At 33.5% G+C, this 23,811-nt stretch carries 22 protein-coding genes; 9 read left to right on the top strand and 13 right to left on the bottom strand.

The window, feature by feature from the left end:
* Positions 1-27 precede the first annotated feature (27 nt).
* Together Q1W72_RS12865 and Q1W72_RS12860 are read right to left on the bottom strand one after the other, a co-directional pair.
* Positions 28-891, bottom strand: coding sequence for a PhzF family phenazine biosynthesis protein (locus Q1W72_RS12865; RefSeq protein WP_099716283.1), 864 nt, complete (start codon positions 889-891; stop codon positions 28-30).
* A gap of 82 nt (positions 892-973) precedes the next feature.
* Positions 974-3,988 (bottom strand): tetratricopeptide repeat protein, encoded by a 3,015-nt coding sequence (locus Q1W72_RS12860; protein WP_099714637.1) that lies wholly within the window; start codon positions 3,986-3,988, stop codon positions 974-976.
* A 236-nt stretch (positions 3,989-4,224) separates the two neighbouring features.
* Between Q1W72_RS12860 and Q1W72_RS12855 the strand changes: the two genes are divergently transcribed.
* Positions 4,225-4,908, top strand: coding sequence for a cell division ATP-binding protein FtsE (locus Q1W72_RS12855; protein WP_099714636.1), 684 nt, complete (start codon positions 4,225-4,227; stop codon positions 4,906-4,908).
* A complete protein-coding gene (locus tag Q1W72_RS12850) occupies positions 4,908-5,801 on the top strand; it encodes a glycosyltransferase (RefSeq protein WP_099714635.1) in 894 nt (297 codons plus the stop codon). Before Q1W72_RS12855 ends, Q1W72_RS12850 begins: the two co-directional genes overlap by 1 nt.
* Here the strand turns inward: Q1W72_RS12850 and Q1W72_RS12845 are convergent.
* The 3 genes from Q1W72_RS12845 to Q1W72_RS12835 are packed head-to-tail and all read right to left on the bottom strand — an operon-like array spanning position 5,798 to position 8,123.
* Positions 5,798-6,898: a glycosyltransferase family 4 protein gene (locus Q1W72_RS12845; protein ID WP_302135679.1), complete on the bottom strand. Its 1,101-nt coding sequence runs from the start codon at positions 6,896-6,898 to the stop codon at positions 5,798-5,800. The genes Q1W72_RS12850 and Q1W72_RS12845 overlap by 4 nt on opposite strands.
* Positions 6,895-7,302 (bottom strand): FdtA/QdtA family cupin domain-containing protein, encoded by a 408-nt coding sequence (locus tag Q1W72_RS12840; protein WP_302135678.1) that lies wholly within the window; start codon positions 7,300-7,302, stop codon positions 6,895-6,897. Before Q1W72_RS12840 ends, Q1W72_RS12845 begins: the two co-directional genes overlap by 4 nt.
* Positions 7,299-8,123, bottom strand: a complete 825-nt coding sequence (locus Q1W72_RS12835) for a glycosyltransferase family 2 protein (protein ID WP_302135676.1) — start codon at positions 8,121-8,123, stop codon at positions 7,299-7,301. Before Q1W72_RS12835 ends, Q1W72_RS12840 begins: the two co-directional genes overlap by 4 nt.
* A 44-nt stretch (positions 8,124-8,167) precedes the next feature.
* Between Q1W72_RS12835 and Q1W72_RS12830 the strand changes: the two genes are divergently transcribed.
* Positions 8,168-9,319, top strand: a complete 1,152-nt coding sequence (locus tag Q1W72_RS12830; RefSeq protein WP_302135675.1) for a glycosyltransferase — start codon at positions 8,168-8,170, stop codon at positions 9,317-9,319.
* On the opposite strand, the gene Q1W72_RS12825 is transcribed toward Q1W72_RS12830, so the two are convergent.
* Genes Q1W72_RS12825 through Q1W72_RS12805 form a run of 5 tightly spaced genes read right to left on the bottom strand, consistent with a single transcriptional unit; the run spans position 9,267 to position 13,832 of the window.
* The gene (locus tag Q1W72_RS12825) at positions 9,267-10,565 is read right to left on the bottom strand and encodes an O-antigen translocase (protein ID WP_302135673.1); all 1,299 of its coding nucleotides are present in this window, start codon (positions 10,563-10,565) and stop codon (positions 9,267-9,269) included. The two genes, Q1W72_RS12830 and Q1W72_RS12825, sit on opposite strands and share 53 nt — an antisense overlap.
* Positions 10,565-11,134: an acyltransferase gene (locus Q1W72_RS12820; RefSeq protein WP_099714629.1), complete on the bottom strand. Its 570-nt coding sequence runs from the start codon at positions 11,132-11,134 to the stop codon at positions 10,565-10,567. The genes Q1W72_RS12825 and Q1W72_RS12820 overlap by 1 nt, the downstream gene beginning before the upstream one ends.
* Positions 11,135-12,247, bottom strand: coding sequence for a DegT/DnrJ/EryC1/StrS aminotransferase family protein (locus tag Q1W72_RS12815; protein ID WP_099714628.1), 1,113 nt, complete (start codon positions 12,245-12,247; stop codon positions 11,135-11,137).
* Positions 12,244-13,194: a FemAB family protein gene (locus Q1W72_RS12810; RefSeq protein ID WP_099714627.1), complete on the bottom strand. Its 951-nt coding sequence runs from the start codon at positions 13,192-13,194 to the stop codon at positions 12,244-12,246. The genes Q1W72_RS12815 and Q1W72_RS12810 overlap by 4 nt, the downstream gene beginning before the upstream one ends.
* Positions 13,195-13,229: 35 nt before the next feature.
* Positions 13,230-13,832, bottom strand: coding sequence for a trimeric intracellular cation channel family protein (locus tag Q1W72_RS12805; protein ID WP_099714626.1), 603 nt, complete (start codon positions 13,830-13,832; stop codon positions 13,230-13,232).
* 209 nt (positions 13,833-14,041) lie between these two features.
* On the opposite strand from Q1W72_RS12805, the gene Q1W72_RS12800 reads away from it, so the two are divergent.
* The 6 genes from Q1W72_RS12800 (at position 14,042) to Q1W72_RS12775 (ending at position 20,588) form a co-directional block, all read left to right on the top strand.
* A complete protein-coding gene (locus Q1W72_RS12800) occupies positions 14,042-14,827 on the top strand; it encodes an RNA methyltransferase (protein ID WP_099714625.1) in 786 nt (261 codons plus the stop codon).
* 113 nt (positions 14,828-14,940) lie between these two features.
* On the top strand, positions 14,941-17,160 hold the full coding sequence (locus tag Q1W72_RS12795) for a bifunctional (p)ppGpp synthetase/guanosine-3',5'-bis(diphosphate) 3'-pyrophosphohydrolase (protein ID WP_099716282.1): 2,220 nt from the start codon (positions 14,941-14,943) through the stop codon (positions 17,158-17,160).
* 118 nt (positions 17,161-17,278) lie between these two features.
* On the top strand, positions 17,279-17,734 hold the full coding sequence (locus Q1W72_RS12790; RefSeq protein ID WP_035670620.1) for a Fur family transcriptional regulator: 456 nt from the start codon (positions 17,279-17,281) through the stop codon (positions 17,732-17,734).
* 59 nt (positions 17,735-17,793) lie between these two features.
* Positions 17,794-19,065, top strand: coding sequence for an adenylosuccinate synthase (locus tag Q1W72_RS12785; RefSeq protein WP_099714624.1), 1,272 nt, complete (start codon positions 17,794-17,796; stop codon positions 19,063-19,065).
* Positions 19,066-19,125: 60 nt separating this feature from the next.
* The gene (gene nudK, locus Q1W72_RS12780; RefSeq protein WP_099714623.1) at positions 19,126-19,707 is read left to right on the top strand and encodes a GDP-mannose pyrophosphatase NudK; all 582 of its coding nucleotides are present in this window, start codon (positions 19,126-19,128) and stop codon (positions 19,705-19,707) included.
* Positions 19,707-20,588: a DMT family transporter gene (locus Q1W72_RS12775; RefSeq protein WP_099714622.1), complete on the top strand. Its 882-nt coding sequence runs from the start codon at positions 19,707-19,709 to the stop codon at positions 20,586-20,588. Before nudK ends, Q1W72_RS12775 begins: the two co-directional genes overlap by 1 nt.
* 84 nt (positions 20,589-20,672) lie before the next feature.
* Here the strand turns inward: Q1W72_RS12775 and Q1W72_RS12770 are convergent, their stop codons facing one another.
* From Q1W72_RS12770 to Q1W72_RS12760, 3 genes are all read right to left on the bottom strand, one after another.
* Entirely contained in the window at positions 20,673-21,311 is a 639-nt protein-coding gene (locus Q1W72_RS12770; protein WP_302135672.1) for a peroxiredoxin, read from the bottom strand.
* A gap of 269 nt (positions 21,312-21,580) precedes the next feature.
* A complete protein-coding gene (locus Q1W72_RS12765; RefSeq protein ID WP_099714620.1) occupies positions 21,581-22,792 on the bottom strand; it encodes an MFS transporter in 1,212 nt (403 codons plus the stop codon).
* 53 nt (positions 22,793-22,845) lie between these two features.
* The gene (locus tag Q1W72_RS12760; protein WP_302135671.1) at positions 22,846-23,757 is read right to left on the bottom strand and encodes an AEC family transporter; all 912 of its coding nucleotides are present in this window, start codon (positions 23,755-23,757) and stop codon (positions 22,846-22,848) included.
* Positions 23,758-23,811 lie beyond the last annotated feature (54 nt).

Below are 23,811 nucleotides of genomic sequence, written 5' to 3'. Positions count from 1 at the left end.
TATTTCTAACGCTAATAATCTTAATCTTTAAACTTCCCATTCGCCTTTTGCAATGAATTGCGTTTCTCCGCCTATTTTTATATCAAAATGATTTTCACTTAATTTTCCATCAAAATAAATTTGGGAAGCCCTGTTTATAAAATCTCCCTGATGATTGACTATTTTAATTTCTGGTGAATAATATTTCAAAAGAAAAGCCTGTAAACAAGTGCTGGCACTTCCCGTTGCAGCATCTTCAATAAGTTGATTGTTTTCAACACATAGCATTCTGCTAATGAGTTTTCCATCTTCTAAACAATAAAAATATAACGCTCTATGATTGGTTTTACAGTGTGCATGCAACCATTCGTTCATTTTATCCTTGTCAAGAATTAAATTCTCCAATGCTTTTTTATTTTTCAGAGGAACAATTACAAAAGCGCTTCCTGTGCTTACTTCCTGAATGGAAAATTTATCATCAAAATCAGCACTGCTTAAATTGCTGAAGGATAAAAAACCTTCTGCTGAAAAAGTATCCAAAAACTGAGGTTGAGCCGCCTGCAACCAAACCAAATCTCCCGATTGACGCACTGGAATTTCACCAATTGGAACCGATAACGTAATCTTTTCTGGTTGGCCTTCAAATATGGTATTCATCAAAACCCACGATGTTCCTATTATTGGATGTCCAGCAAACTTCATTTCGTGCTCTGGAGTAAAAATTCTAATTGTTGCTGCTTTATTTTCAGGGTCAAGCTTTGTTATAAAAGTGCTTTCCGCAAAGTTGATTTCACGGGCAATTTTTTGCATCTGTTCGTCACTTAAGGCTTCAGCCTCTAAAAAAACAGCCAATTGATTGCCTGCATATTTTTGCTTTGTAAAAACATCAACGATGTAAAAAGGTAAATTCATTCTATTTGTTTTTTGACTTTCCATTATTCTAAAAATTTCATGCCGATTTTTGTTGTTTTCCAACATACAATCACAGCCTTCTTTATTTAGTTATCGATGAATTTGTTTTAGATTCCTCAGCTTTTATAGTATCCAATTCTCTTTGTGCATCTGAAACTACATCCGTAAAATCAGTAAAATTTTGGATTACATTTTCTAAAATGTATGTTGCCTGATAACTGTCTTTTAGTCCGTAAAAGTTTTTCGCCATTAATACTAATCCTTTCGCACCAAAATATTTATAGCTGGAATAATTCTTCGCTAATTTTTGAACAGCAGTATTAGAAGCTTCAAACTTTTCGTCTTTATTTTTAAAATAAGCATCATAATACAAGGCTTCGGCAGCTAATTCTCCTTTAGCAATCGTCATCAATTTTGCGTAGGCAACTTTCGCTTTCGCTTCATCACCTGTTTCAATTGCCGCACGCGCTATAATAATTTGCGCATCACTTTTTACATTATCATCCGTTTTAGGATTCATCAATACTTTCTCTGCATAAATAACTGAATTTGGATAATCCTTTTTGTCATAATACGATTTCATCAAATTAGATTGTGCAAAAGTTTTATTCTGAGAAATATCCGCTTCGTTTTCTAAACGGGATAAAACCGGAATTGCTTTCTCATACTCTTTATTTTTAAGGAAAATTTGAGCTAATCTTGATAACGATTGTTCTGTAAATTCACTTCTAGATTGCGCAATTACATATTCATAATTAGCAATAGATTTACTCTCCGAACCTTCAGAATAATACAATTGAGCCAAATAATAATTAGCCTGCAAAGCATGAATCCCACGAGGAAATTGGTTTATATAACCACTAAATCCTGCTATTGCTTGCTTAACATTATTTTGTTGAAATTGTTTTTCAGCAGCTTCATACGTGTCATTATCAAGCTCTGCATCTGTTACAGCAACAAAATCCAACGTACGAACCCAAGTTGCATATTCATCAACTCTGCCATTGTCCACATAAATCAATCGAGCGGTTGCTACCGCTTCTAAAGCCTCAGGAGTTCTAGGAAAATCAGCAGCTACTTTCTTAAATTTCAACAATGCCTGCTCATCTTTATCCGTGTTATAATACACTAATCCCTGACGCAAAATAGATCTGGAAGTGAAAGATCCTTTTTTAAATTCCGTATTTAAACGGTCATAAGTTTTAACGGCAAGGTCATTTTTATTCTCGGCAACATAAGTATTAGCAAGTTCAAAAAGCGCATCGTCTCTGTATTCTGATTTTGGATATAATTGTAAAAAAGCATTTAGCTCATCTATTTTCTTGTCATTTTTTGCTATAAATCCATAGCAAATCGCTTTTTGAAAATACGCATAATCTGCATCTACACTTTTAGATTCTATCACTTTACTGTACGCATCCATAGCCGGACCGTATTTTGAAGTTACAAAACGGCAATCCGCCAAACGCAAATACGAATCATTCAAACGTACTTTATCCGAAGGTGCTTTTTCTATTTGATTTTGGAAATAATTACCCGCTTGATCGTATTCTTTCAATTTAAAATACGTGTAAGCAATATTGTAATTGCTGTTTTTAAATTCTGGTGTTGTAGCCGCTTGGTTTGCACCAATGAATTGCTTGAAACTTAATAATGCGTCTTTGAAATCATTCAAAACATATTCCGTTTCACCTTGCCAGAAAGTAGCACGAGCCGTAAAAACGGCATCTTTTTGTTCGCTCACAGATTTTGTGAACATCTTCAAGGCTTCCGGATAATTCCCATCGGTGTATAATTCTAAACCTCTGTAAAAAAGTACTTTTTGGTACGCTAATTTGTTTTCTGGCGATTTATTTTTCTCCAATAAAACTAAGGCTTCTTTGTAGTTTTTAGACGAAATATAAGAATCTATCAATAATTTCTCCACCTCTGAACGGCTTGCATTATCTGGATATTTTTTCAAAAAAGCTTGCAAAACTGCAGGTACACTTTGATACGAATTTCCTAATTCATAACTTAATTTTGCATAATTCAGGCTCGCATCTTCTTGAATTGCTAAATCAAAATCCATTTCAGAAGCGTTTTTGAAAGCATTCAAAGCCTGCTGTTTTTTATCGGTATTCAGGTAACTTTCTCCCAAATGATAATAGGCATTTTGCGCTACAAAATCTTTCCCTCCAATGATTTTATTGAACTGAGAAATCGCGTTTTCGTAGTCTTTTTGTTTGTAATACGCATATCCTAATTGGTAAAAATCCGTATTATTCCATTTTCCTTTTTTTCCTTTATAATCTACTAAATATGGAATTGCTTTATCATATTGTTTCAAATTGAAGTAGCTTTCGCCAATGATTTTACTCAGTTCAGATTTTTCCAAAGGAGTTGATTTAGCCATTGCTTTCTGTCCTAAATCAATTGCTTTTTGGAAATTCCCCAACTTAAAATTCATGTCAGCCTGATAATACGAAAGCTTTTCTTTGTACTTTTCTTCGCCTGAAACTTCGTCAAAATACTTTGTTGCCTGCTTGTAATCATCACCTTCATACGCCATAAACCCCAAATAATATTTGGCTTGAGAACCATATTCGGCAGAGTTTACGACTTTATTCAAATACACTGTAGCTTCTTTTTTCTTTTTGGCATTAAAAAAACTATACCCTTTCTGAAAATTGAATTTATCTTGGTCGTTTCTGCTTAAACTGCTTTCGTCTACTTTATCAAACCATTGCAATGCTTGCGGATAATTCCCTTGATTAAAATGATAATGTGCCACTTCAATGTACGCCTGATTTTGTTTTACACTCGTAGGATAATCCGAAACAAATTGCTCCATCAATTCATCCGCATTGGATTGATTGGTTCGAATGGCGCAATTAGCGGCATAATAGGCACAATCTGATTTTAGTTCTTCAGTAGTCGCTGTTTCCTTTACTTTATTAAAAATTAGTTGCGCCGATGCATATTGCGCATCTTTAAATAAAGAAACCGCTTTATTGAAATCTTTTGAATCGTGAGTGTAAATTGTTGATTTTTGTGCCGAAACAGAGGCAGTTATAATGAAAATTGGAATAAAGAAGAGCCAAGAAATTTTACGCATTGTGATTTTATTTTAATAATTCAAATGTATCATATTCTGAAGTCTATAACGAATCGTTATCGGCTTTTATTATGAACATTTTTTTTAACACTGAAGAATTTAACTTTATTCATCCCTTTAAACTCCGCTACTTTCACTTATTATTTATAATTATCAGAATTCTATCTAATTGAATAGAATTTATTTTGAATAGAACCGTTATCTTATTACTTTTACCCAATAAACAAATGCAAACTATGTCACAATCCGTACTGTCTCTAAAAAATGTAAATATTTATCAAGAAGGTAAATCTATTTTATCCCAAGTAAACTTGGAGGTAAAACATGGTGAATTCCTTTATATTATTGGAAAAACAGGCTCTGGAAAAAGTAGTTTAATGAAAACTTTATATGCTGATTTACCTTTAACAGAAGGAGAAGGAAATATTGTAGATTTTGATTTAGCCACTTTAAAAGAAGATGACATTCCGTTTTTGAGAAGAAAGATTGGAATCGTTTTTCAAGATTTCAAATTATTACCGGATAGAACTGTAAAAGACAATATGTTATTTGTTCTAAAAGCTACCGGCTGGATTGACAACGTAGAAATGCAAAACAAGATTGACGAGGTTTTAAATAAAGTAGGGATGAGAGAATTTGGCAATAAAATGCCGCATCAACTTTCTGGAGGAGAACAACAACGTGTTGCCATTGCCAGAGCTTTACTGAACGACCCTGAATTAATCCTTGCTGACGAACCAACAGGAAACCTTGACCCACAAACCAGTGCCGAAGTTTTAGAAGTATTAAAAAGCATCAATGCTAACGGAAAAACCATCATTATGGCCACACACGATTATGCATTATTGATGAAATTCCCATCTAAAACATTGAAATGTGAAGATGCAAAAATCTTTGAAGTGGTTCAGAGAACGGCATAATGCTTTCCATTCTTGTTCCAATATACAATTACAATGTTTATCCTCTTGTTTTAGAGTTGCACAAACAATGTATGGATTGCGGAATAGATTTTGAAATTCTATGTCAAGACGATGCTTCAAAATCAGGTTTGAATGTACTCAATGAAAATGTGAATGCATTATCAAATTGCAGTTTTGTCTCCTTAAAAGAAAATCTGGCACATCGTGAAAACAGAAATTCCCTTGCCGAACAAGCAAAATTTGATTATTTGCTTTTCATTGACGGAGATTCAATTATTATTCATGACCATTACATAAAAAAACACATTGACAACCTTCATGATTTTGATGTTGTATATGGCGGTAGGTTACATCCTGAAAAATGTCCTTCTGACAACCAAAAACTACGTTGGAAATACGGAAGGTTTATTGAGGATAAATCTGCAATAAACCGAAAGAAAAAACCGTATCAATCGTTACTTTTTAATAATACCGTAATCAAAAAAGACTGTTTCAAAAAAGTGAAATTTGACAAAAACAGAAAGAAATACGGTCATGATGACACCCAACTTTCATATCAATTGAGTTTATTAAAATCTAAAGTAAATCATATTGAAAATCCTGTTGAACATGGAGATATTGATACCAATTTGGCTTATCTGAACAAGACCAAAGAGTCTTTAGAAAATTTGATTTCGCTGTACGAAGAAGAAAAAATTGATATTGAATTTGTAAGACTGATTCAATTGTATCATTTTTTAAAAAGAACAAAATCCACTTTTATCATTTCAAAAATACATTCCATTTTTGAGAAACATCTATTATTGCAAAATTTGACTGGAAAGAATCCTAATTTATTCCTTTTTAATTGGTTTCGAGTTGGCTATTTATGTTCGATAAATGATAAAAATTAACGCTTTTTGAGTCCAATGAATAATTGATTCCAAGTTTGCATAATAGCATCTATATTGTATTTTTCGCTGGATATTTTTGCCTTTTTCCCCATTTCTCTTCTTAATGTCGCATTTTCGATTAAAGTCTCAACACCCTTTACATAATCTGATTCGTTGCCGTTTTCAATCAAAAAACCGTCTTCACCATGAGACAAAATTCCTCTTGGCCCACACGGACAATCATAAGCAACACAAGGCAATCCGGAAGCCATAGCCTCAATTAAAACCATCCCAAAACCTTCAAATCGAGACGACATCAGATAAAATGAAGCTTCTAAATATTTCTTATCAATATCCTGAACCGGTTCATAAAAAACAACATTGTCTGAAACATTTAGGTTTTCAGCCAACAATTTTAAATCGATATTTTTAACTGATTTTCCGTAAATTTCCAAAGTCCAATCCGGGTGTTTTACAACAACTTTTTTCCAGATTTGCAACATTCTGTCAAATCCTTTTTCATACGTATGACGGCCAACAGCTATGACTTTTTTACTTTCTAAAGCACTCGATTTTTCTGAAGTAAACCACAAGGGATTTGGAATAACAATTGTATCATCTATATTCCATTCTGCAGTGCTTTCGCTCGTTACAACAACAAATCGATCGTATTTCTTTATCCCGATTTTTTTTAAAGCATGAATACCATTAGACACCATTTTCGTCAAGAAATCATCCTTTAATTCTCTTTCTTCAACAAACTTAGAACTGTGCATTTCTAGAATAAGAGGAACTTTATTTTTTAAAATAAAAGGAATTGAATATGCCTTTAAACCATTATCACAAACAACAACAATATCGGGTTGAATTGCTTTAATTTTACTTTTTAACCCTTTCGCAAAAGAATTAAAAAACTGAAAAAAATTGCCTTTCAATGGTAAATCGTGAAAAATAATATTGGAATTAAAAGAATAAAACAAAGGATAGAAACCCTCGTTTTGAGTCAGAATATGAACTTCATATCCCAATTTTTCAACCAAATAATTAGCTTTTATCGAAAGGACTCTGGCTACACCGCCTTCGTTATTTATGTTGGGAACTATATAAAGAAGCTTCATTTTTTTGATTCCAAAAATTCATCAAAATCCCTAATATAATCTTCTTCTTTGAAAACACCAGATGCCAAAACCAAACAAACGGCTCCAGAAGAAAAATTTTGCAATTCTCTCCAAATGCCTGTTGGTATAAGCAATCCAACATTTGGTTTGTTCAATATAAATGATTTTTTTTCTAATCCATCCTGAAGAACAACCTCAAAACTTCCGCTCAAAGCAATCAGCGTTTCTTGCTGCGCAATGTGCGAATGCCCACCTCTGTATGCATTACTCGGTACATCAAAAAGATAATACACACGTTTGAATTCAAATGGCAAAACATCCTCTTGAATAAATGCCAGATTCCCACGTATATCTTCCACAACAGGGATTTTTAATAATTGTATGGCGTTAAGAGTTGTTTTCATTTAGTAATTTGTAAAAAATCTTCTTTTCCTTTGTTTGCGCTTTTTAGTGCTGCAAAAACTTGGTTTATTTTAATCTTGCTTTGTTTAATATCAAAGAACAACTTCAAAAAAACCCCTTTAAGATAATTATAATTTGAAACTCTGGTCAAGAAAGCACCGAGTACATAATACCTTTGTTCCAAATTTAATTTATCATCTGTTGAAACCGCCGGATGAACTGCTATAACCTTAGGAACAATGATTATGTTTTGTTTTTGATTTTTCAAATCCGACAAAAAAATAGCTTCTTCTCCCATCATAAATGAACTTCCAAGTCCGAAATTAGTATCAAAATTAATCTTTAGTTGATCGAATACCGCTTTTTTTAAACTTATTTCAATGGACAAAATATTAAAAATATCTAGATTATTTAGTTGCAATTTTGTTTGAGAAGGATATTTTTTAAATAACAAACCATTTGAACCTTCAATTGCAAAACAAATGCTGACTGCCTCAGGATAATTGTTGTGGGCTTCAAGAATATTCATTTCAAAATCTTCCTTGAAAACTTCATCGTCATCGGCTAATAAAACAATTTTTCCATGAGTATTTTGTAAGCCTAAATTCCTGCTTTTCGACAACCCTTTTTCAAATGAATTTACAACTCTAACGGAAGGAAAATCTGAAACCAACAGTTTATTTTCAGAGGTTTGATTGATAATTAAAATTGAAAATTCTGAAAAATGACAGAAAGGAAACATAGGAATCAAAAAATCCAAAGAATCCCTATTCATCGTAGCCATTACTATTTCAAGATCTCCTTTTTTAAATTCTTTTATCAATTTGTTACTATATTTACACAAATATAAATAATTCAGCTTTGTAAATGAAAATACTTTTGATTGGCGAATACAGTCGATTGCATAATTCTTTAAAAGAAGGATTGATAATGCTGGGACATGAAGTTATTTTGTTGTCATCAGGAGATCATTTCAAAAAATTCGATAGTGATTATTCGTTCCACCCAGCATTTTTATCGGGTTGTTGGCTGCCTCGAAAAATCAAAAATATCCTTTATAAACTCACGGGTATCAATTTAGAGAAAGCTGAAAGAGGTCTTCGATTTTTCCTTTTATTACCACAATTAAAAAACTTTGATCACGTACAGCTCATTAATTCGGACGCAATTGAAACGTTCCCTTTTTTGTCCCTAATACTTTATAAAAAGATATTCAAAAAAATCAAAAACAGAAGCTTATTAATCTGTGGTGACGAAACCCCGGTTATTGATTATTTACTCAAAAAAGAATCTGCTTACAGTATTCTGACTCCTTATTTCGAGGATAATTCGTTAAAAGAACATTTTGAATATCCATTAAAGTACTCCACAAAAAACTATCGAAAAACCTTTGATTGGTTGGTCGAAAACTGCCAAAATCTAGTTGCCTCCGATTTAGATTATAAGATTCCGATGGAGAAAATGGGATATTCCGTTCATTTCATTCCGAATCCGGTTAACACCCTAAAAATTGAGTTTCAAGAACAAGAAATTAATGATACAATTGTTGTTTTTCTTGGTATAAATCGTTCCAGCTACATCAAAAAAGGAGTTGCTTATTTTGAAAAAGCGTTGCAAATTATTCAGGAAAAATATGCTGAAAAAGTAGCTGTAATTATCACCGAAAACCTTCCTTATGAAGATTATATACATTTATACAATAGCGCACAAATCGTTTTAGATCAAATCTATGCTAACGACCAAGGGTACAACGCCCTGGAAGCTATGGCAAAAGGAAAAGTAGTTTTTACGGGCGGTGGAAAAGAATTTACGGATCATTATAATTTAAAGGAACGAATCAATATAAATGCATTACCTGATGTAGATTATTTGATAAATGAACTTTCCTTTTTGATTGAAAATCCCGAAGCCATTATTACTATTGGAAAACGTGCCAGAGCATTTATCGAAAAAGAGCATGATTACATTAGTATAGCGAATCAGTACTTGGCGTCTTGGAATTCAAAAACAATTTCCTAAACATAAATAGAATCAGGACAAACACTATTAAATTAGCAAAAAAATACGCTTGTAAAGCTCCTTTAAAAGAAAAAAGTGGTACTAAATAAAAAGACAATAAAAGATACGCTACATTAAACACTATTTCAAGAATAAAATATTTTTTAATACTTGCTTTAACAACGATTTGATACCCAAAAGCTAATGTCATTATCCTTAAAAAATCACCTAAAAGCTGCCAAATCAACACATCATTCACTTTTAAAAACGCTGAAGTAAAAGCTATATTCAATATAGTTCCTTTCAACAAAAAAACAGCTACTAATGCCAATAAACATAACGGAACAAAAACTTTAAAATAGGATTTCAATTCCGTTTTAAAAGCTGCATCTGTTGTCAAAGAAGCTAATTTAGGCATGTAGTACAATGATAATCCAGAACTAAAAACTAACATATAAAAACTGGAAAATTTATTCGTTGCATCCCAGATTCCAGCTTCTTGAATGGAATGTGTTTCAATAATGAAATTCCGTATCAGCATTAATGTTGCGGGAGCAATTATAGCACTCAATAATGCCATGGAAGAAAATCGCTTGATGACATCCAGGTATTTTTTTTCTAAAATTTTTTGGAGATTGAATTGAAAATAGCTTTTGTCTTTTATAACAAATCCAAACGTCACTAATACCATTATTAATTCGCCCAAAGCGACAGCAAGTAATCCACCATTTACAGCATGGTTCACAATTAAAAAAGCTGTAAAAACAAAAATCAGCACATTGGAAACAATCTGTAGAATAACAATCCTTTTATACTTTTCTAAGGCGTTGTAGATTGCCATCCAAAATATATTGATAACAATTAAAGGGAGCAGCAATCCAAAAAAACGAATGGGATTGGTAAACGAATTGGTGAAAAATAAAAATTCGGAAATATTATTGGCAAAGAGTAAAATAAGCAACCCCATGACTGATGAAACCAGGAGGAAAAACCAAAAAAAAGTAGAATAAATAATGCCTATTTCTTTCTTATCCTCTTTATTCTCAACAAATAACTTTATAAATGAATTGTTTATACCTAATGTAGTTACAGACTTCATCATTCCTGTAAAATTCCTGAAACTCCCCAATAATGCCATTCCTGAAGTTCCTAAATAAACGGACACAATCTTTGTAGAAATAATTCCCAAAACAAAACTCACCACTACGGAAATAGAATTAAGTGATACTACTTTTAGAAGTGTATTTTGTTTTATGAATTTCAACATTATAAATTCCTTATTACTTTAGCTGGATTCCCTGCTGCAACAACATTTTTGGGAATATTTTTAGTCACTACAGACCCATTTCCTATAACCGAGTTATCCCCTATTTCAACACCTTTTAAAATAGACACATTGGAACCAATGAAAACATTTTCACCAATGTACACTGGAAAGGAATCTGGATTTCCCTCATTCCTTTTATCAATATTCAAATCATGTCCATCATTATCAATAATAGTGCAATTACCGCCTATTAAAACATTGTCTTTGATGGTAACTTTAGAAAAACAAACAATAGAAAAAGCATTATTGATAGCAACATTGTTTCCAATGTTAATTTCGCTATTTTCATTTCTGGCTTCTAAATAGGTATAGCCTGAAAAAAAGTAAGGAGAGGAAACTACACCAATTTGAACATTGTTCCCAAAATGAATCTTCCCATTTCCTTTCAACAATAATGGATAGAAAAGATTTGGTTTACCAAAAACTCTTTTACAATCTGAAAGAAATTCATACTTTTTGATTCGAAAAGTAACAAAACACAATTGTTTAATTCTACTAAATAATCCCATCTAATATTTATTTAAAACTGAAACAATATAACTCACTTCATCCATCGTCAAAACTGGGCTTATAGGCAAACTCAACACTTCATTATGAATTTTTTCGGTGATTGGAAAAGATAAAGGATTCCATCCCGAAGCTTCGGAAGAAAATGCTTTTTGTTTGTGTGGCGGAACTGGATAATGTATGACCGTTTGAATACCATTTTGATGCAAATAGTCTTGTAAATCGATTCTGTTTTGTGTTCGAATGACAAACAAATGAAAAACATGATTATTTGACAAATCCCAATTTGGCACTATTATTTTATCGTTTTTAATTTCAGACAAATAACGTCTGGCAATAGTTCTTCGCCATTCATTTTCAGTGTCTAAATTGGGTAATTTCACGTTAAGGAAAGCCGCTTGCAATTCATCTAATCTTGAATTTACTCCAATATAATCATTATAATATTTTGTTTCCGAACCATAATTACGAAGTGATCGAATGACTTCTGCTAAGTCCGAATCATTTGTGATAACGGCACCGGCATCTCCTAATGTTCCCAGATTTTTCCCAGGATAAAAACTATACGCTACGCTTGATTTTTGATTGCTGATTCTTGATTTCTGATTTCTGATTGCACCATGAGCCTGAGCCGCATCTTCAATAACTAGCAAATCGTTTGCGACAGCAATTTCATGTATCGCATCCATTTCTGCCAATTGTCCATAAAGATGAACTACTAAAATTGCTTTGGTTTTTGAAGTGATTTTATCTGAAATTAAATCGGGATTGATGTTGTAAGTTTCCAACTTTGGCTCAACCAAAATAGGAATTAAATCTGCTTGCAAAATAGCCAGAATACTCGCAATATAGGTGTTTGCAGGAACAATAACTTCGTCTCCTTTTTGTAATTTCCTTAATTGAATATACCCTTTAAAAATTAAAACTAAAGCGTCAAAACCATTTCCCGTACCGATGCAATGCTTTGTACCGCAATAATTGGCAAAACTGGTTTCAAATTCCTTGACTTCATTCCCTAAAATATACCAGCCATTGTCTAAAACCGCTTTCATTTTTTCCTGAAATGCAGTTTCATACGGTTCGTTAATTTTTTTCAAATCAAGAAATGGTATCATATGAGATTCATTTTATAAAAATCCTGACTGTAAACAGAGCATCCTAATTCTTCTTTTTGTTTCAAAAGTCCTGCATTATACCCTTTTTCATTGTCATCAGTAACGACACCCATATCAAAAAAAAGCTTCCCTTCGCTCTTGTATTTTTGTATCAAACGAATGAATAAAAAATCCAATGCGCGCAGCTCCTCGCCTTTCTTGGTGGTAGCTCCATATTGCGATTTTACAACAGTTTCTGTTTCGAATAACGTAATACCAGCAATAATAACGCCCTCATAATACACTGAAAACTGTTTGATGTTATTGGGGAACATTTCCTTTAACTTTTTGATTTCCTCTAGGGTATGAACAGGTTTTGCATTATGTTTCTCGAATAGTCTTGGCACTAAAACCAATTCCCAAAAAGATTCAAATCGATGTTCTTCCACCAATTCTAAATCGAGCGTTTCAGTTTTTCTGAAATGCTTTAATTTACTTTTTGAAATCGTCAAAGGCATTGCCAAATTTATTGCGAGATTCATTTCTTTTTTATCTAAAAAAGCACCTCTTTTAAGTAAAAAGAAGTCGGTTTCATGATTCCCATCAGAAGAATAGAAAAAAGGAATTGGTTTACAATAAAAAAAATGTATCCCATTTTCTTTAAAAAAAGACAAAAGAGAATCTAAAATTATTTCTACTTTTTCTCCATTTATTTTAGGGGAGTAAACCAATCCGCCGTACGTCAAACCTTGATGAGAAAAAACTTTTGCTCCAGCTTTATTTGCCGGCAAAACAGCTATCAGTTTTTCATCCTCAAAAACCATCAAGGAGAAATCCTCAAATCGCTCTTTGTGGTATTCCATAAAATCACGGTGAAATAAAAAGGTAGCGTTTTTGGCTTGACCAATAAAGGCATTCCAATTTGTATAATCGCTTTCCTGGTATTGTTTGACGGAATAATTTTTCACTATTTGATTTTAGACTTCGTGAAATTAAGCATTTTTTATTTATGTTCTAAAGTGGGCAAATACCATTTAAATTTCACCGCCATCAAACGAACCGAAATGATAACTAAAGAAGTTGTTAGGTATAAAACATCATTTTCTAAATTAAATTCCCGAAGGATAAAGAAAACAATTCCACCCAAAATACAAATCGTAGCATAAATTTCCCTTCTGAAAATAACGGGGATTTCAGTACACAAAATATCCCGAATAACGCCTCCAAAACAAGCTGTCATGGTCCCTAAAGCTACACAAATAACAGGATGAAGTCCAATATTTATTCCTTTTTCGAGACCTATCAAAGTAAAAACGCCCAACCCAATAGTATCAAATAAAAACAAAGAAGTTCGCAATCTGTCGAATTTTTTTCTAAAAATAATGGCCAATATGAATCCGATGATTATAACATAAACGTATTTTAAGTCCAGCATCCATCCCACCGGCGTTCTGCCAATCATGATGTCTCGCAAGGTTCCGCCACCCACGGCAGTTACAAAAGCAATAATAAATACCCCAAAAGGATCCATTTTTTTATTCATTGCCGTCAAAGCGCCAGACATGGCAAAAGCCATCGTACCGATGATGTCTAATAAATGGAACATACTGTTTTTTTGGATTTAAAAATGGATAAAAAGAATGCTTTTAATTGAATCTAATTCAGGCAAAATTAAAGAAAATACTCGTGTAACCAACTCCTATTGGCTACATTTAATCAACGTGTATTACAGCAGATAAATATTCGAATCCAAATATAGAAAACTGAATTTTCTCTATGTATCTTTGTTTTCTATAAATTAAATAGTTGTACCTCTTGAAACAAATCACTTCGATACAAAATCCATACATAAAATCTTTAGTGCAATTGCAGGAAAAAGCAAAAGCACGTAAACAATCTGGAACCTTTTTAATTGAGGGAAAACGCGAAATTTCTATTGCCATCAAGGGCGGTTACGAAATGGAAACGCTGTTATTTTTACCTGAAATTTGTTCAGAAAACGAAGCCCGTCAATTATCTAAAAATGCCGAATTGATAGAAATCAATAAAGAAGTGTATCAAAAACTCGCTTACAGAGATACCACTGAAGGCATTTTGGCTGTAGCCAAAACCAAATCGATGCAATTATCTGATTTGAAATTATCTGAAAACCCATTGATTCTTATTGCCGAAGCGCCGGAAAAACCAGGGAATATTGGAGCTTTGCTTCGTACTGCCGATGCTGCTAATCTTGATGCGGTGATCATTGCCAATCCAAAAAGCGATTTATACAATCCAAATATTGTGCGTTCCAGCGTGGGTTGTTTGTTTACCAACCAAATTGCAACCGGAACAACATCCGAAATTATTGCGTTTTTGAAAGAACGGAAAATCAATTTTTATTGTGCGACATTACAAAACTCGACTTCGTATCACACACAGGATTATACTACGTCAACAGCACTGGTTGTAGGAACAGAAGCCACCGGATTGACGGAGGAATGGCGAAAAGAAGCAACCCAAAATATTATTATTCCAATGCAAGGCGAGATCGATTCCATGAATGTTTCGGTTGCAGCAGCCATCTTGATTTTTGAAGCAAAAAGACAGAGAGGGTTTTAGATTTTTTGATTGCAAATTTCAAGATAAACCCAAGTATTTTTAGTTTAAAATTCAAATATACATTTGCATATCTCCCAACTTATTCTTATTTTTAGGAAATGAACAATGCCGTTATGACAGAAATAGATTTAGAAAAAGAAAACAAGGCAATTGCCCAAGAATATAAAGAATTGCTTCGCATAAGTTACCAAACTTTAACACCTGAAGACAAAAAATTAATCCGAAAAGCATTTGATGTTTCCGTAGAAGCTCATAAAGAGCAACGCAGAAAATCAGGTGAAGCCTATATCTTCCACCCAATTGCTGTGGCAAAAATTGTTGCTTCCGAAATAGGTTTGGGAGCCACATCCATCGCTGCTGCATTATTGCATGATGTGGTTGAAGACACACCAACTACTATTCAAGATATCGAACGTTTGTTTAATCCTAAAGTGGCTCAAATCGTTGAGGGATTAACCAAAATATCCATGGTTCAAAAAGATTTGAATGCATCATTACAAGCCGAGAATTTCAGGAAAATGATTCTTACACTGAATGATGATGTTCGAGTGATTTTGATTAAACTAGCCGATCGTTTGCACAATATGCAGACTATGGAATCGATGCAGGAAGACAAACAAACTAAAATTGCATCGGAAACTTTATACATATACGCACCATTAGCGCATCGACTGGGGTTATACAACATAAAAACGAAGCTAGAAGATTTAGGGTTAAAGTACACTGAACCTGCCGTTTACAATGACATTGTAAGCAAAATAAAAGAAACCAAAGAAGAGCAAGATGCTTACATCGCTGATATTACTGCTGTTCTAAAAACCGCTTTGGATGAGGAAGGAATTGAGTACATTATAAAAGGTCGTCCAAAATCTATCTATTCTATTCGTCGAAAAATGAAAGCGCAAAACGTAAGCTTCGATGAAGTGTATGATAAGTTTGCCTTGCGAATCGTTTACAAATCAAATCCCCACGACGAAAAATTTCTCGCCTGGAAGATTTATTCTATCGTAACGGATCATTACAGACCAAGCCCAAGTCGTTTACGCGACTGGATTTCGTCACCAAAATCTACTGGCTACGAAGCGTTACATATTACAGTAATGGGACCAAAAGGACGCTGGGTTGAAGTTCAGGTTCGAAGTGAACGCATGGACGAAATTGCAGAAAAAGGATATGCAGCTCACTACAAATATAAAAATGGCGCTACTGAAGAAAGCGGTTTGGATGTTTGGTTAAATTTACTAAAAGAAGCTCTAGAAAATTCAGAAACGAATGCAGTAGATTTTGTGGAAGATTTCAAAATGAATTTATATTCTAAAGAAATCTTTGTATTTACCCCAAAAGGAGAAATAAAATCATTGCCAAAAGGCGCTACTTCACTTGATTTTGCTTTCAGCATTCATTCCGAAATAGGAATTAGAACCAGAGGAACACGTGTTAATGGGAAATTAGTTCCTTTGAATTTCGAATTAAAAAGTGGTGACCAAATTGAAGTCATTACCTCACAACATCAAAAACCTACTGTCAACTGGCTGGATTACGTAACTACATCCAGAGCCAAAACGAAAATAAAAAATGTTTTAAACGAAAACACCAAGAAAATTGGCGAAGAAGGAAAAGAACTCCTAACTCGAAAACTAAAGCATTTAAAAATAACATTGAACGAATCAGTGGTAAACGAATTGGTTAACTTTTTCAAACTAAAAACCAGTTTAGATTTATTTTATAGAGTGGGAATTGGTGCCATTGAAAACCAACAACTCAAAGATTACGCAGCACAAAAAAGCAATACTTTCATTAATTTTTTCAAAAATAAAATGAAACGTTCGCCAAGCACCGCTGACGAAGACATCCATAAACCAATCATTAGCAGCAGTTACGACATGCTTGTTTTTGGTAAAGAACACGACAAACTGGATTACAAATTATCACCTTGTTGCAACCCAATACCTGGTGATGATGTATTTGGATTTGTAACCATCAACGAAGGAATAAAAGTGCATAAAAAAGATTGCCCGAACGCCATTGGGATGCAATCCAACTATGCCTACCGAATAATGACAGCTAAATGGATTGACTCTTCACAAGAAGAATTCAAAGCCATCATAAACATAACCGGAATGGATGTTTTAGGACTCACAAACCAGCTAACAAAGGTAATTTCCAACAATATGCATGTTAATATTCAGAGTATTTCTTTGAGTACCGATGCAGGGATTTTTCATGGTCAAGTTGCGGTAATTGTTCAAAACAACACCATTTTGAAAAAAATGATCAACAACATCAAAAAAATTGACGGAATCGATAAAGTAACAAGGGTTTATAAAACATAGAAAAAAATCCAGTTTTTAGTTTCAAATCTCAATTTGTTCTACGTGAAACTAAAAAACTTGAAACTAAACAAACCTTAAACTTTATACTTTAAACTAAAAAATTTATCTTTGCCCGCATATGACACTCATTTCCACAGATAACACCAAAAACCAAGAAATTGTAAAAAATGTTTTTACAATGTATCTTGAAAAAAAAGGACATCGCAAAACTCCTGAACGTTATGCTATCCTTCAGGAAATTTACGATAGCGAAGAACATTTTGATGTAGAGAACCTTTATATCAAAATGAAAAATAAAAACTATCGTGTGAGTAGAGCAACTCTTTACAATACGATTGAATTGCTATTGGATTGTGCTTTAGTGCGTAAACACCAATTTGGACAAAATCAAGCACATTATGAAAAATCATATTTTGACAAACAGCACGATCATATTATAATGACGGATACTGGTGAAGTAATTGAGTTTTGTGATCCAAGAATTCAAAGTATCAAAAAAACAATCGAAGAAATATTCGACATAGAGATTACCAACCATTCCTTATATTTATATGGAATAAAAAAACAAAAATAGTACGGATAACTTACTAGTTGTCCCTTCAATATATCACTAACTACAAAATAACAGATAGAATGACCGTAGATTTATTACTAGGATTACAATGGGGAGATGAAGGAAAAGGAAAAATTGTTGATGTTCTAACTTCAAATTATGATATTATTGCTCGTTTTCAAGGAGGTCCAAATGCAGGACACACTTTGGAATTTGACGGAATAAAACATGTTCTTAGAACTATTCCTTCTGGTATTTTTCATAAAACTGCTGTAAACATCATTGGAAATGGAGTAGTAATTGATCCTGTTGTTTTTCAAAAAGAAATTGAAGGTCTTGAAAAATTTAATTTAGACATCAAAAGCAAATTAATCATTTCAAGAAAAGCACATTTAATTTTACCAACACACCGTTTATTAGACGCTGCTTCTGAGGCTTCTAAAGGAAAAGCAAAAATTGGTTCTACATTAAAAGGAATTGGCCCTACTTATATGGACAAAACAGGAAGAAATGGTCTTCGTGTAGGTGATATCGAATTAGAAGATTTTGCAGATCGTTACAGAGCTTTGGCTGACAAGCATGAAGCAATGATTAAATTCTACGATGTTGCTATCCAATACAATTTAGAGGAATTAGAAAAAGAATTTTTTGAAGCCATCGAAGAACTAAAAAAATTAGATTTCATCGATAGTGAAGAATATTTACACCAAGCTCAAAAAGCAGGTAAATCAATACTATGTGAAGGTGCTCAAGGTTCATTATTGGATGTTGATTTTGGAACGTATCCATTTGTAACTTCATCTAACACAACTGCTGCAGGTGCTTGTACCGGTTTAGGGATTGCTCCAAATAAAATCAAGGAAGTATACGGAATTTTCAAAGCTTACGTAACACGCGTAGGAAGTGGTCCTTTCCCTACTGAACTTTTTGACGAAGATGGTGCAACTATGGCACGTGTAGGAAATGAATTTGGATCAGTAACCGGAAGACAAAGACGTTGTGGCTGGTTAGACTTAGTAGCACTTAAATATGCTGTTCAGGTTAATGGTGTAACGCAACTGATGATGATGAAAGGCGATGTACTTTCAGGATTTGAAACGTTGAAAGTATGTACGGAATACAATTATAAAGGAGAGAAAATTTCTCATTTCCCTTATAACATCGAACCAGAAAATGTAACTCCGGTTTATCAAGATTTCAAAGGTTGGAAACAAGATTTAACGGGTATGACTACGTATGATGAATTACCGACAGAGTTGAAAGAATACATTCAATTCATTGAAAAAGAAGTGGAAGTTCCTATCAAAATAGTTTCTGTAGGTCCAGACAGAAAGCAAACTATTCTAAAATAAGATTACTAAACGCTCTGAAATTCAGAGCGTTTTTTTTAGTTTAAAAATCAATACAACCGAATGAAAAATCCAGCTATTAAAATCCAAAAAACCGAATTGCTATCAGACAATTGGTACATCTTAAACAAAGTAACTTTTGACTATCAAAAAAAAGACGAGTCCTGGATTACCCAAAGAAGAGAAGTTTATGATAGAGGAAATGGCGCCGCTATTTTGCTTTATAACACACTACAAAAAACAGTTATTCTAACACGACAGTTTCGCCTCCCAACCTATCTTAACGGAAATGAAACCGGAATGATGATTGAGGTTTGTGCTGGACTTTTGGACGCAGACAATCCTGAGCAATGCATCATTCGAGAAACCGAAGAAGAAACAGGATACCGCATTTCTAAAGTAAAAAAGGTAATGGAAACGTATATGTCTCCGGGTGCAGTAACAGAAATTTTATATTTATTTATAGGTGAATACGATGAATCCATGAAAGTGAGTGACGGTGGTGGAGTAGCACATGAAGAAGAAAATATAGATGTAATGGAAATGTCTTTTGACGAAGCCTATGCTATGATTGAATCCGGTCAAATGCAAGATGCAAAGACCATTATGTTGTTACAATATGCCAAAATAAACAGTCTTATTTAATGAACAACACAACTAAAGGGATTTTATTTGCACTGTTAGCTACCTTTCTTTGGTCCGTAAATATGGTAATCGCCAGTGGGATAAAAGGTCATATTCCTCCTGTTGGATTGGCTTTTTGGCGCTGGACAGTTGCTTGTATTGTTTTGGCTCCGTTTGCCATAAAAAGCACTCTTGAAAATTTCAAAATTGTAAAGAAACACATTCGGTATCTTACGCTTACAGCAGTATTAGGCATCACTATTTTTAACACGCTGATTTATTTTGCAGGAAAAACAACAAGTGCAGTTAATTTATCATTAATCGCCATTTCGATTCCCTTGTTTATTGTTGTCCTTTCCAGAATTATTTTTAAAGAGAAAGTTTCCAATGTAAAAATAGTGGGAATTGCAACCATAATCACAGGAGTTTTAGTGCTTATTTCCAAAGGTTCCTTACAAGCATTACTCCATATCAACTTCACCATTGGAGATGTATTGATGCTAGTGGCTTGCTTCTTTTTTGCTTACTACACTATTTTAGTACGTAAAAAACCAGACGAATTAAGCCCAAAAGTATTTTTGTTTAGTGTTTTCGTAATTGGTACAATTTTACTGTTCCCTTTTTATCTGTATGAACATATCTATTATAAAAAAGTGATTTTTGACACTAAAACAGTCTCGGTAACCACATACGTTGGCGTTTGCGCTTCCTTAATTTCTTTTTATTTATGGAACGAAGCCATTCGATTAATTGGAACCTCAAAAACAGCATTGATTTATTATTTGATTCCCGTTTTCAGTGGGATTCTGGCGTATTTTTTTCTAAATCAAGCTATTTTGCTAACCCAAATCATAAGTATGGGAATCATTATTTCCGGGTTATTAATTACCAATAAGAAGTAAAAAATTAAACTTTTGACAAAATAGAAAAGCAGAATAAAAATAAATTTATTCTGCTTTTCTATTTAAAAGATATAGTGAAAATTACTATTTATTAGGCTGCGGGGTCATTCTTAAATACGGTTTTACCCTCTCGTAGCCTTTTGGAAATTTAGCCGCAATATCTTCGTCTTTAACTGCAGTCGAGATTACTACTTTATCACCATCTTTCCAGTTGGCCGGCGTTGCAACGCTATAATTAGCTGTCAATTGCAAACTATCAACTACACGCAAAAGTTCATCAAAATTTCTACCGGTTGACGCAGGATAGGTCATCATTAATTTTATTTTCTTGTCTGGTCCAATTATAAAAACCGAACGAACCGTAAAACTCTCACTTGCGTTGGGATGAATCATATCGTATAATTCAGCAATACGCTTGTCTTCATCGGCAATTATAGGGAAATTTACAGTTGTATTTTGAGTTTCGTTGATGTCTTTGATCCACTCCATGTGCGAATCTATTCCATCAACACTCAATGCGATTACTTTTACATTTCGTTTTTCAAATTCAGGATAATAATTTGCAACTGTTCCTAACTCCGTGGTACAAACAGGTGTGAAATCAGCTGGATGAGAGAACAAAATACCCCAAGAATCTCCTAACCAATCATGAAATTTTATTTTTCCTTGTGACGTTTCTGCTTCAAAATCAGGAGCAATATCGCCTAATCGTAATGTTGCCATAGTAGTTTATTTTATTAATTAGTAACACTGTAAGTTATTGAAATAAAAGCAACAAAGGATGAAACTAATCTTAAAATTGTACTAATTTTTGTAAAACCCAGAAAGCAATACTTACAAAAAATATCATTAGGAAACCAAATGCCTTAGCCCTGATCGTCCCGAAGTTTCGGGAGCAATCCTTTTGTTTTTTTTTAAAAACAAAAGATATAGTGTAAAGCAGGACACGAACGAAGCGAACTGACCAAGTAAAAAGCTCCTGAAAAGACGTCTTATTTTTTCTTTAAATTTGGTAAAAAGAGCGCTATAATCCCTATCAAAGGCAAGTAGGCACAAAGATAATACACGTACGTTATGCTGGTGTGATCTGCAAGATTCCCCAATAAAGCGGAACCCAAACCACCCATTCCAAAAGCAAAACCATAGAAAAGACCGGAAACCATTCCGAGTTTTTTAGGCAATAATTCTTGTGCATAAACTAAGATTGCCGGAAATGCAGAGGAGATTATGATTCCTATTAAGACTGATAAAACGCCTGTCCAAAACAAATCGACATACGGCAACAATAAAGTAAAAGGTGCGGCTCCCAAAACTGAAAACCAAATCACATATTTTCTTCCGAATTTATCGCCTAACGGCCCTCCGATTAAGGTTCCAATGGCACAAGAAGCCAAAAATAAAACCAAATGAAATTGCGCTTCCTGAACCGATAATCCAAATTTTTCGATTAAATAAAACGTAAAATAGCTGGACATACTGGCCATGTAAAAGAATTTTGAAAATATCAGAACCAACAAAATTCCCACTGAGATTACAATCTTTTTTTGGGATAAATTAGGCAAATCGATTACGGCTTTCTTGGTACTTCTTAAACTTAAATGGTTTTGGTACCAAAGTGCAATTCTACTCAAAACTATCAATCCGATAATGGCAACAACCACAAACCAAATGATGTAATATTGTGAATTAGGAACCACAATTAAGGCTACTAATAAAGGACCGATAGCTGTTCCAGCATTGCCTCCCAACTGGAAAATGGATTGTGCCAAACCACGCTTTCCTCCAGATGCCAAAAAGGAGATTCGGGAAGCTTCAGGATGAAAAATCGAAGAACCAATACCAACCAAAACAACCGAAATTATAATCATTGAAAAACTGGAAGCATACGATAAACATACGATTCCGGATAAGGTAAACAGCATTCCGAAAATTTGAGAAAAAGGCTTTGGTCGTTTGTCCGTATACAAACCAACCAAAGGCTGTAATATAGAAGCCGCCAATTGATAGGCCAAGGTGATTAACCCGATTTGTGTGAAGGTTAAATTGAAATTTTCTTTTAAAATAGGATACGCTGCCGGAATTACGGCTTGTAATAAATCATTCAATAAATGGGCGAATGCAATAGAAAATAATATAGAATAAACGGTTTGCTGAGCAATAGGAGTTGTATCTATTTTTGATACAGTATCAAGAGATGAATTCATATTTTTAAAAAAACTATATTACTAATTATTGATCCATATTAGATTAAAAAAAATTAAACAAACTGAACTACAAAATACCAAAATAACAAGGTGATAAACGACAACGGGATTCCAAAACCTATCATCATACTGCTTAAACGAGGTTTTAAACCGTGAGTAGAAGCTAAAATACAAGCGGTAATCATGGGTGCCATCGCTGACTCTAATATGGCAACCTGAATAATTTTAGAATGCTGTTGCAAAATTACGACATACAACACGTAAATGAGAGCCGGAGTCAATATTAATTTATACAAAAGTCCCAGTCCTAAAAACTTCCAATGCTGGCTTTTCCGGTCAAAACGCAGTTGCAAACCAACAGAAAGCAAAGCCAAAGGTGTCACTCCACTTCCCAGTTTTAGCAATAAAAGCTGAACGTAATCCTGAAAATCGAAATTAAAAACATTCATCAAACAGGCAATTAAAAAAGTTATAAATGGAGGAAAAAAAAGAATTTTTTTGGCGATTTGAAAACCGCTAGGGTTGCCACTGGAATATAAAGTTGCTACCAGAATTCCTAAGGTAGAAAGCACCACAAAAGAACCGGGTTGATCGACTAAAATAGCCGTTTTCAAACCTTCTTCTCCATATAATGCTTCAATTATTGGGTAACCTAAAAAGGAAGTATTGCCCAAACCTGCCGTTAAAATCAAACATCCAATGAGTTTTTTAGACCAGCCAAATTTGCTGCCTAAAAAACTAAAAAATAAATAGGATACAACAAATCCAATCCAAGCAACTCCAATTGGGAATAACAATTCATTACTCCATTTTATTTTTGGAATATAATACAAGGCCAGCGCTGGGAGACAGATATAAATAACAATCTTGTTTAATAGCTTGTAAACAGTTACAGGAAACCCTTTTATATTTTGGAATACAATGCCTAGAAATAAAAAAACAAAGATTAGGATGAAATTAGTCATAGCTTAATTTGATTACAAAAATACCATTTAAATTTATTTTGAGAAGTAGAAAAA

Origin of the sequence: Flavobacterium sp. ZE23DGlu08, from assembly GCF_030505335.1 — a bacterium.
Taxonomy (GTDB): Bacteria; Bacteroidota; Bacteroidia; order Flavobacteriales; family Flavobacteriaceae; genus Flavobacterium; species Flavobacterium algoritolerans.
This window is presented reverse-complemented; position numbering and strand designations above follow the sequence as displayed.

What these genes read in the sequence shown, in the direction of transcription:
- Q1W72_RS12860 (WP_099714637.1), bottom strand. Translation starts at nt 3,988, where the DNA reads ATGCGTAAAATTTCTTGGCTCTTCTTTATTCCAATTTTCATTATAACT.
- Q1W72_RS12785 (WP_099714624.1), top strand. Translation starts at nt 17,794, where the DNA reads ATGACCGTAGATTTATTACTAGGATTACAATGGGGAGATGAAGGAAAA.
- Q1W72_RS12815 (WP_099714628.1), bottom strand. Translation starts at nt 12,247, where the DNA reads ATGATACCATTTCTTGATTTGAAAAAAATTAACGAACCGTATGAAACT.
- Q1W72_RS12760 (WP_302135671.1), bottom strand. Translation starts at nt 23,757, where the DNA reads ATGACTAATTTCATCCTAATCTTTGTTTTTTTATTTCTAGGCATTGTA.
- Q1W72_RS12850 (WP_099714635.1), top strand. Translation starts at nt 4,908, where the DNA reads ATGCTTTCCATTCTTGTTCCAATATACAATTACAATGTTTATCCTCTT.
- Q1W72_RS12845 (WP_302135679.1), bottom strand. Translation starts at nt 6,898, where the DNA reads ATGAAGCTTCTTTATATAGTTCCCAACATAAATAACGAAGGCGGTGTA.
- Q1W72_RS12795 (WP_099716282.1), top strand. Translation starts at nt 14,941, where the DNA reads ATGACAGAAATAGATTTAGAAAAAGAAAACAAGGCAATTGCCCAAGAA.
- Q1W72_RS12825 (WP_302135673.1), bottom strand. Translation starts at nt 10,565, where the DNA reads ATGTTGAAATTCATAAAACAAAATACACTTCTAAAAGTAGTATCACTT.
- Q1W72_RS12840 (WP_302135678.1), bottom strand. Translation starts at nt 7,302, where the DNA reads ATGAAAACAACTCTTAACGCCATACAATTATTAAAAATCCCTGTTGTG.
- Q1W72_RS12775 (WP_099714622.1), top strand. Translation starts at nt 19,707, where the DNA reads ATGAACAACACAACTAAAGGGATTTTATTTGCACTGTTAGCTACCTTT.
- Q1W72_RS12830 (WP_302135675.1), top strand. Translation starts at nt 8,168, where the DNA reads ATGAAAATACTTTTGATTGGCGAATACAGTCGATTGCATAATTCTTTA.
- Q1W72_RS12865 (WP_099716283.1), bottom strand. Translation starts at nt 891, where the DNA reads ATGAATTTACCTTTTTACATCGTTGATGTTTTTACAAAGCAAAAATAT.
- Q1W72_RS12820 (WP_099714629.1), bottom strand. Translation starts at nt 11,134, where the DNA reads ATGGGATTATTTAGTAGAATTAAACAATTGTGTTTTGTTACTTTTCGA.
- Q1W72_RS12790 (WP_035670620.1), top strand. Translation starts at nt 17,279, where the DNA reads ATGACACTCATTTCCACAGATAACACCAAAAACCAAGAAATTGTAAAA.
- Q1W72_RS12770 (WP_302135672.1), bottom strand. Translation starts at nt 21,311, where the DNA reads ATGGCAACATTACGATTAGGCGATATTGCTCCTGATTTTGAAGCAGAA.
- Q1W72_RS12805 (WP_099714626.1), bottom strand. Translation starts at nt 13,832, where the DNA reads ATGTTCCATTTATTAGACATCATCGGTACGATGGCTTTTGCCATGTCT.
- nudK (WP_099714623.1), top strand. Translation starts at nt 19,126, where the DNA reads ATGAAAAATCCAGCTATTAAAATCCAAAAAACCGAATTGCTATCAGAC.
- Q1W72_RS12765 (WP_099714620.1), bottom strand. Translation starts at nt 22,792, where the DNA reads ATGAATTCATCTCTTGATACTGTATCAAAAATAGATACAACTCCTATT.
- Q1W72_RS12855 (WP_099714636.1), top strand. Translation starts at nt 4,225, where the DNA reads ATGTCACAATCCGTACTGTCTCTAAAAAATGTAAATATTTATCAAGAA.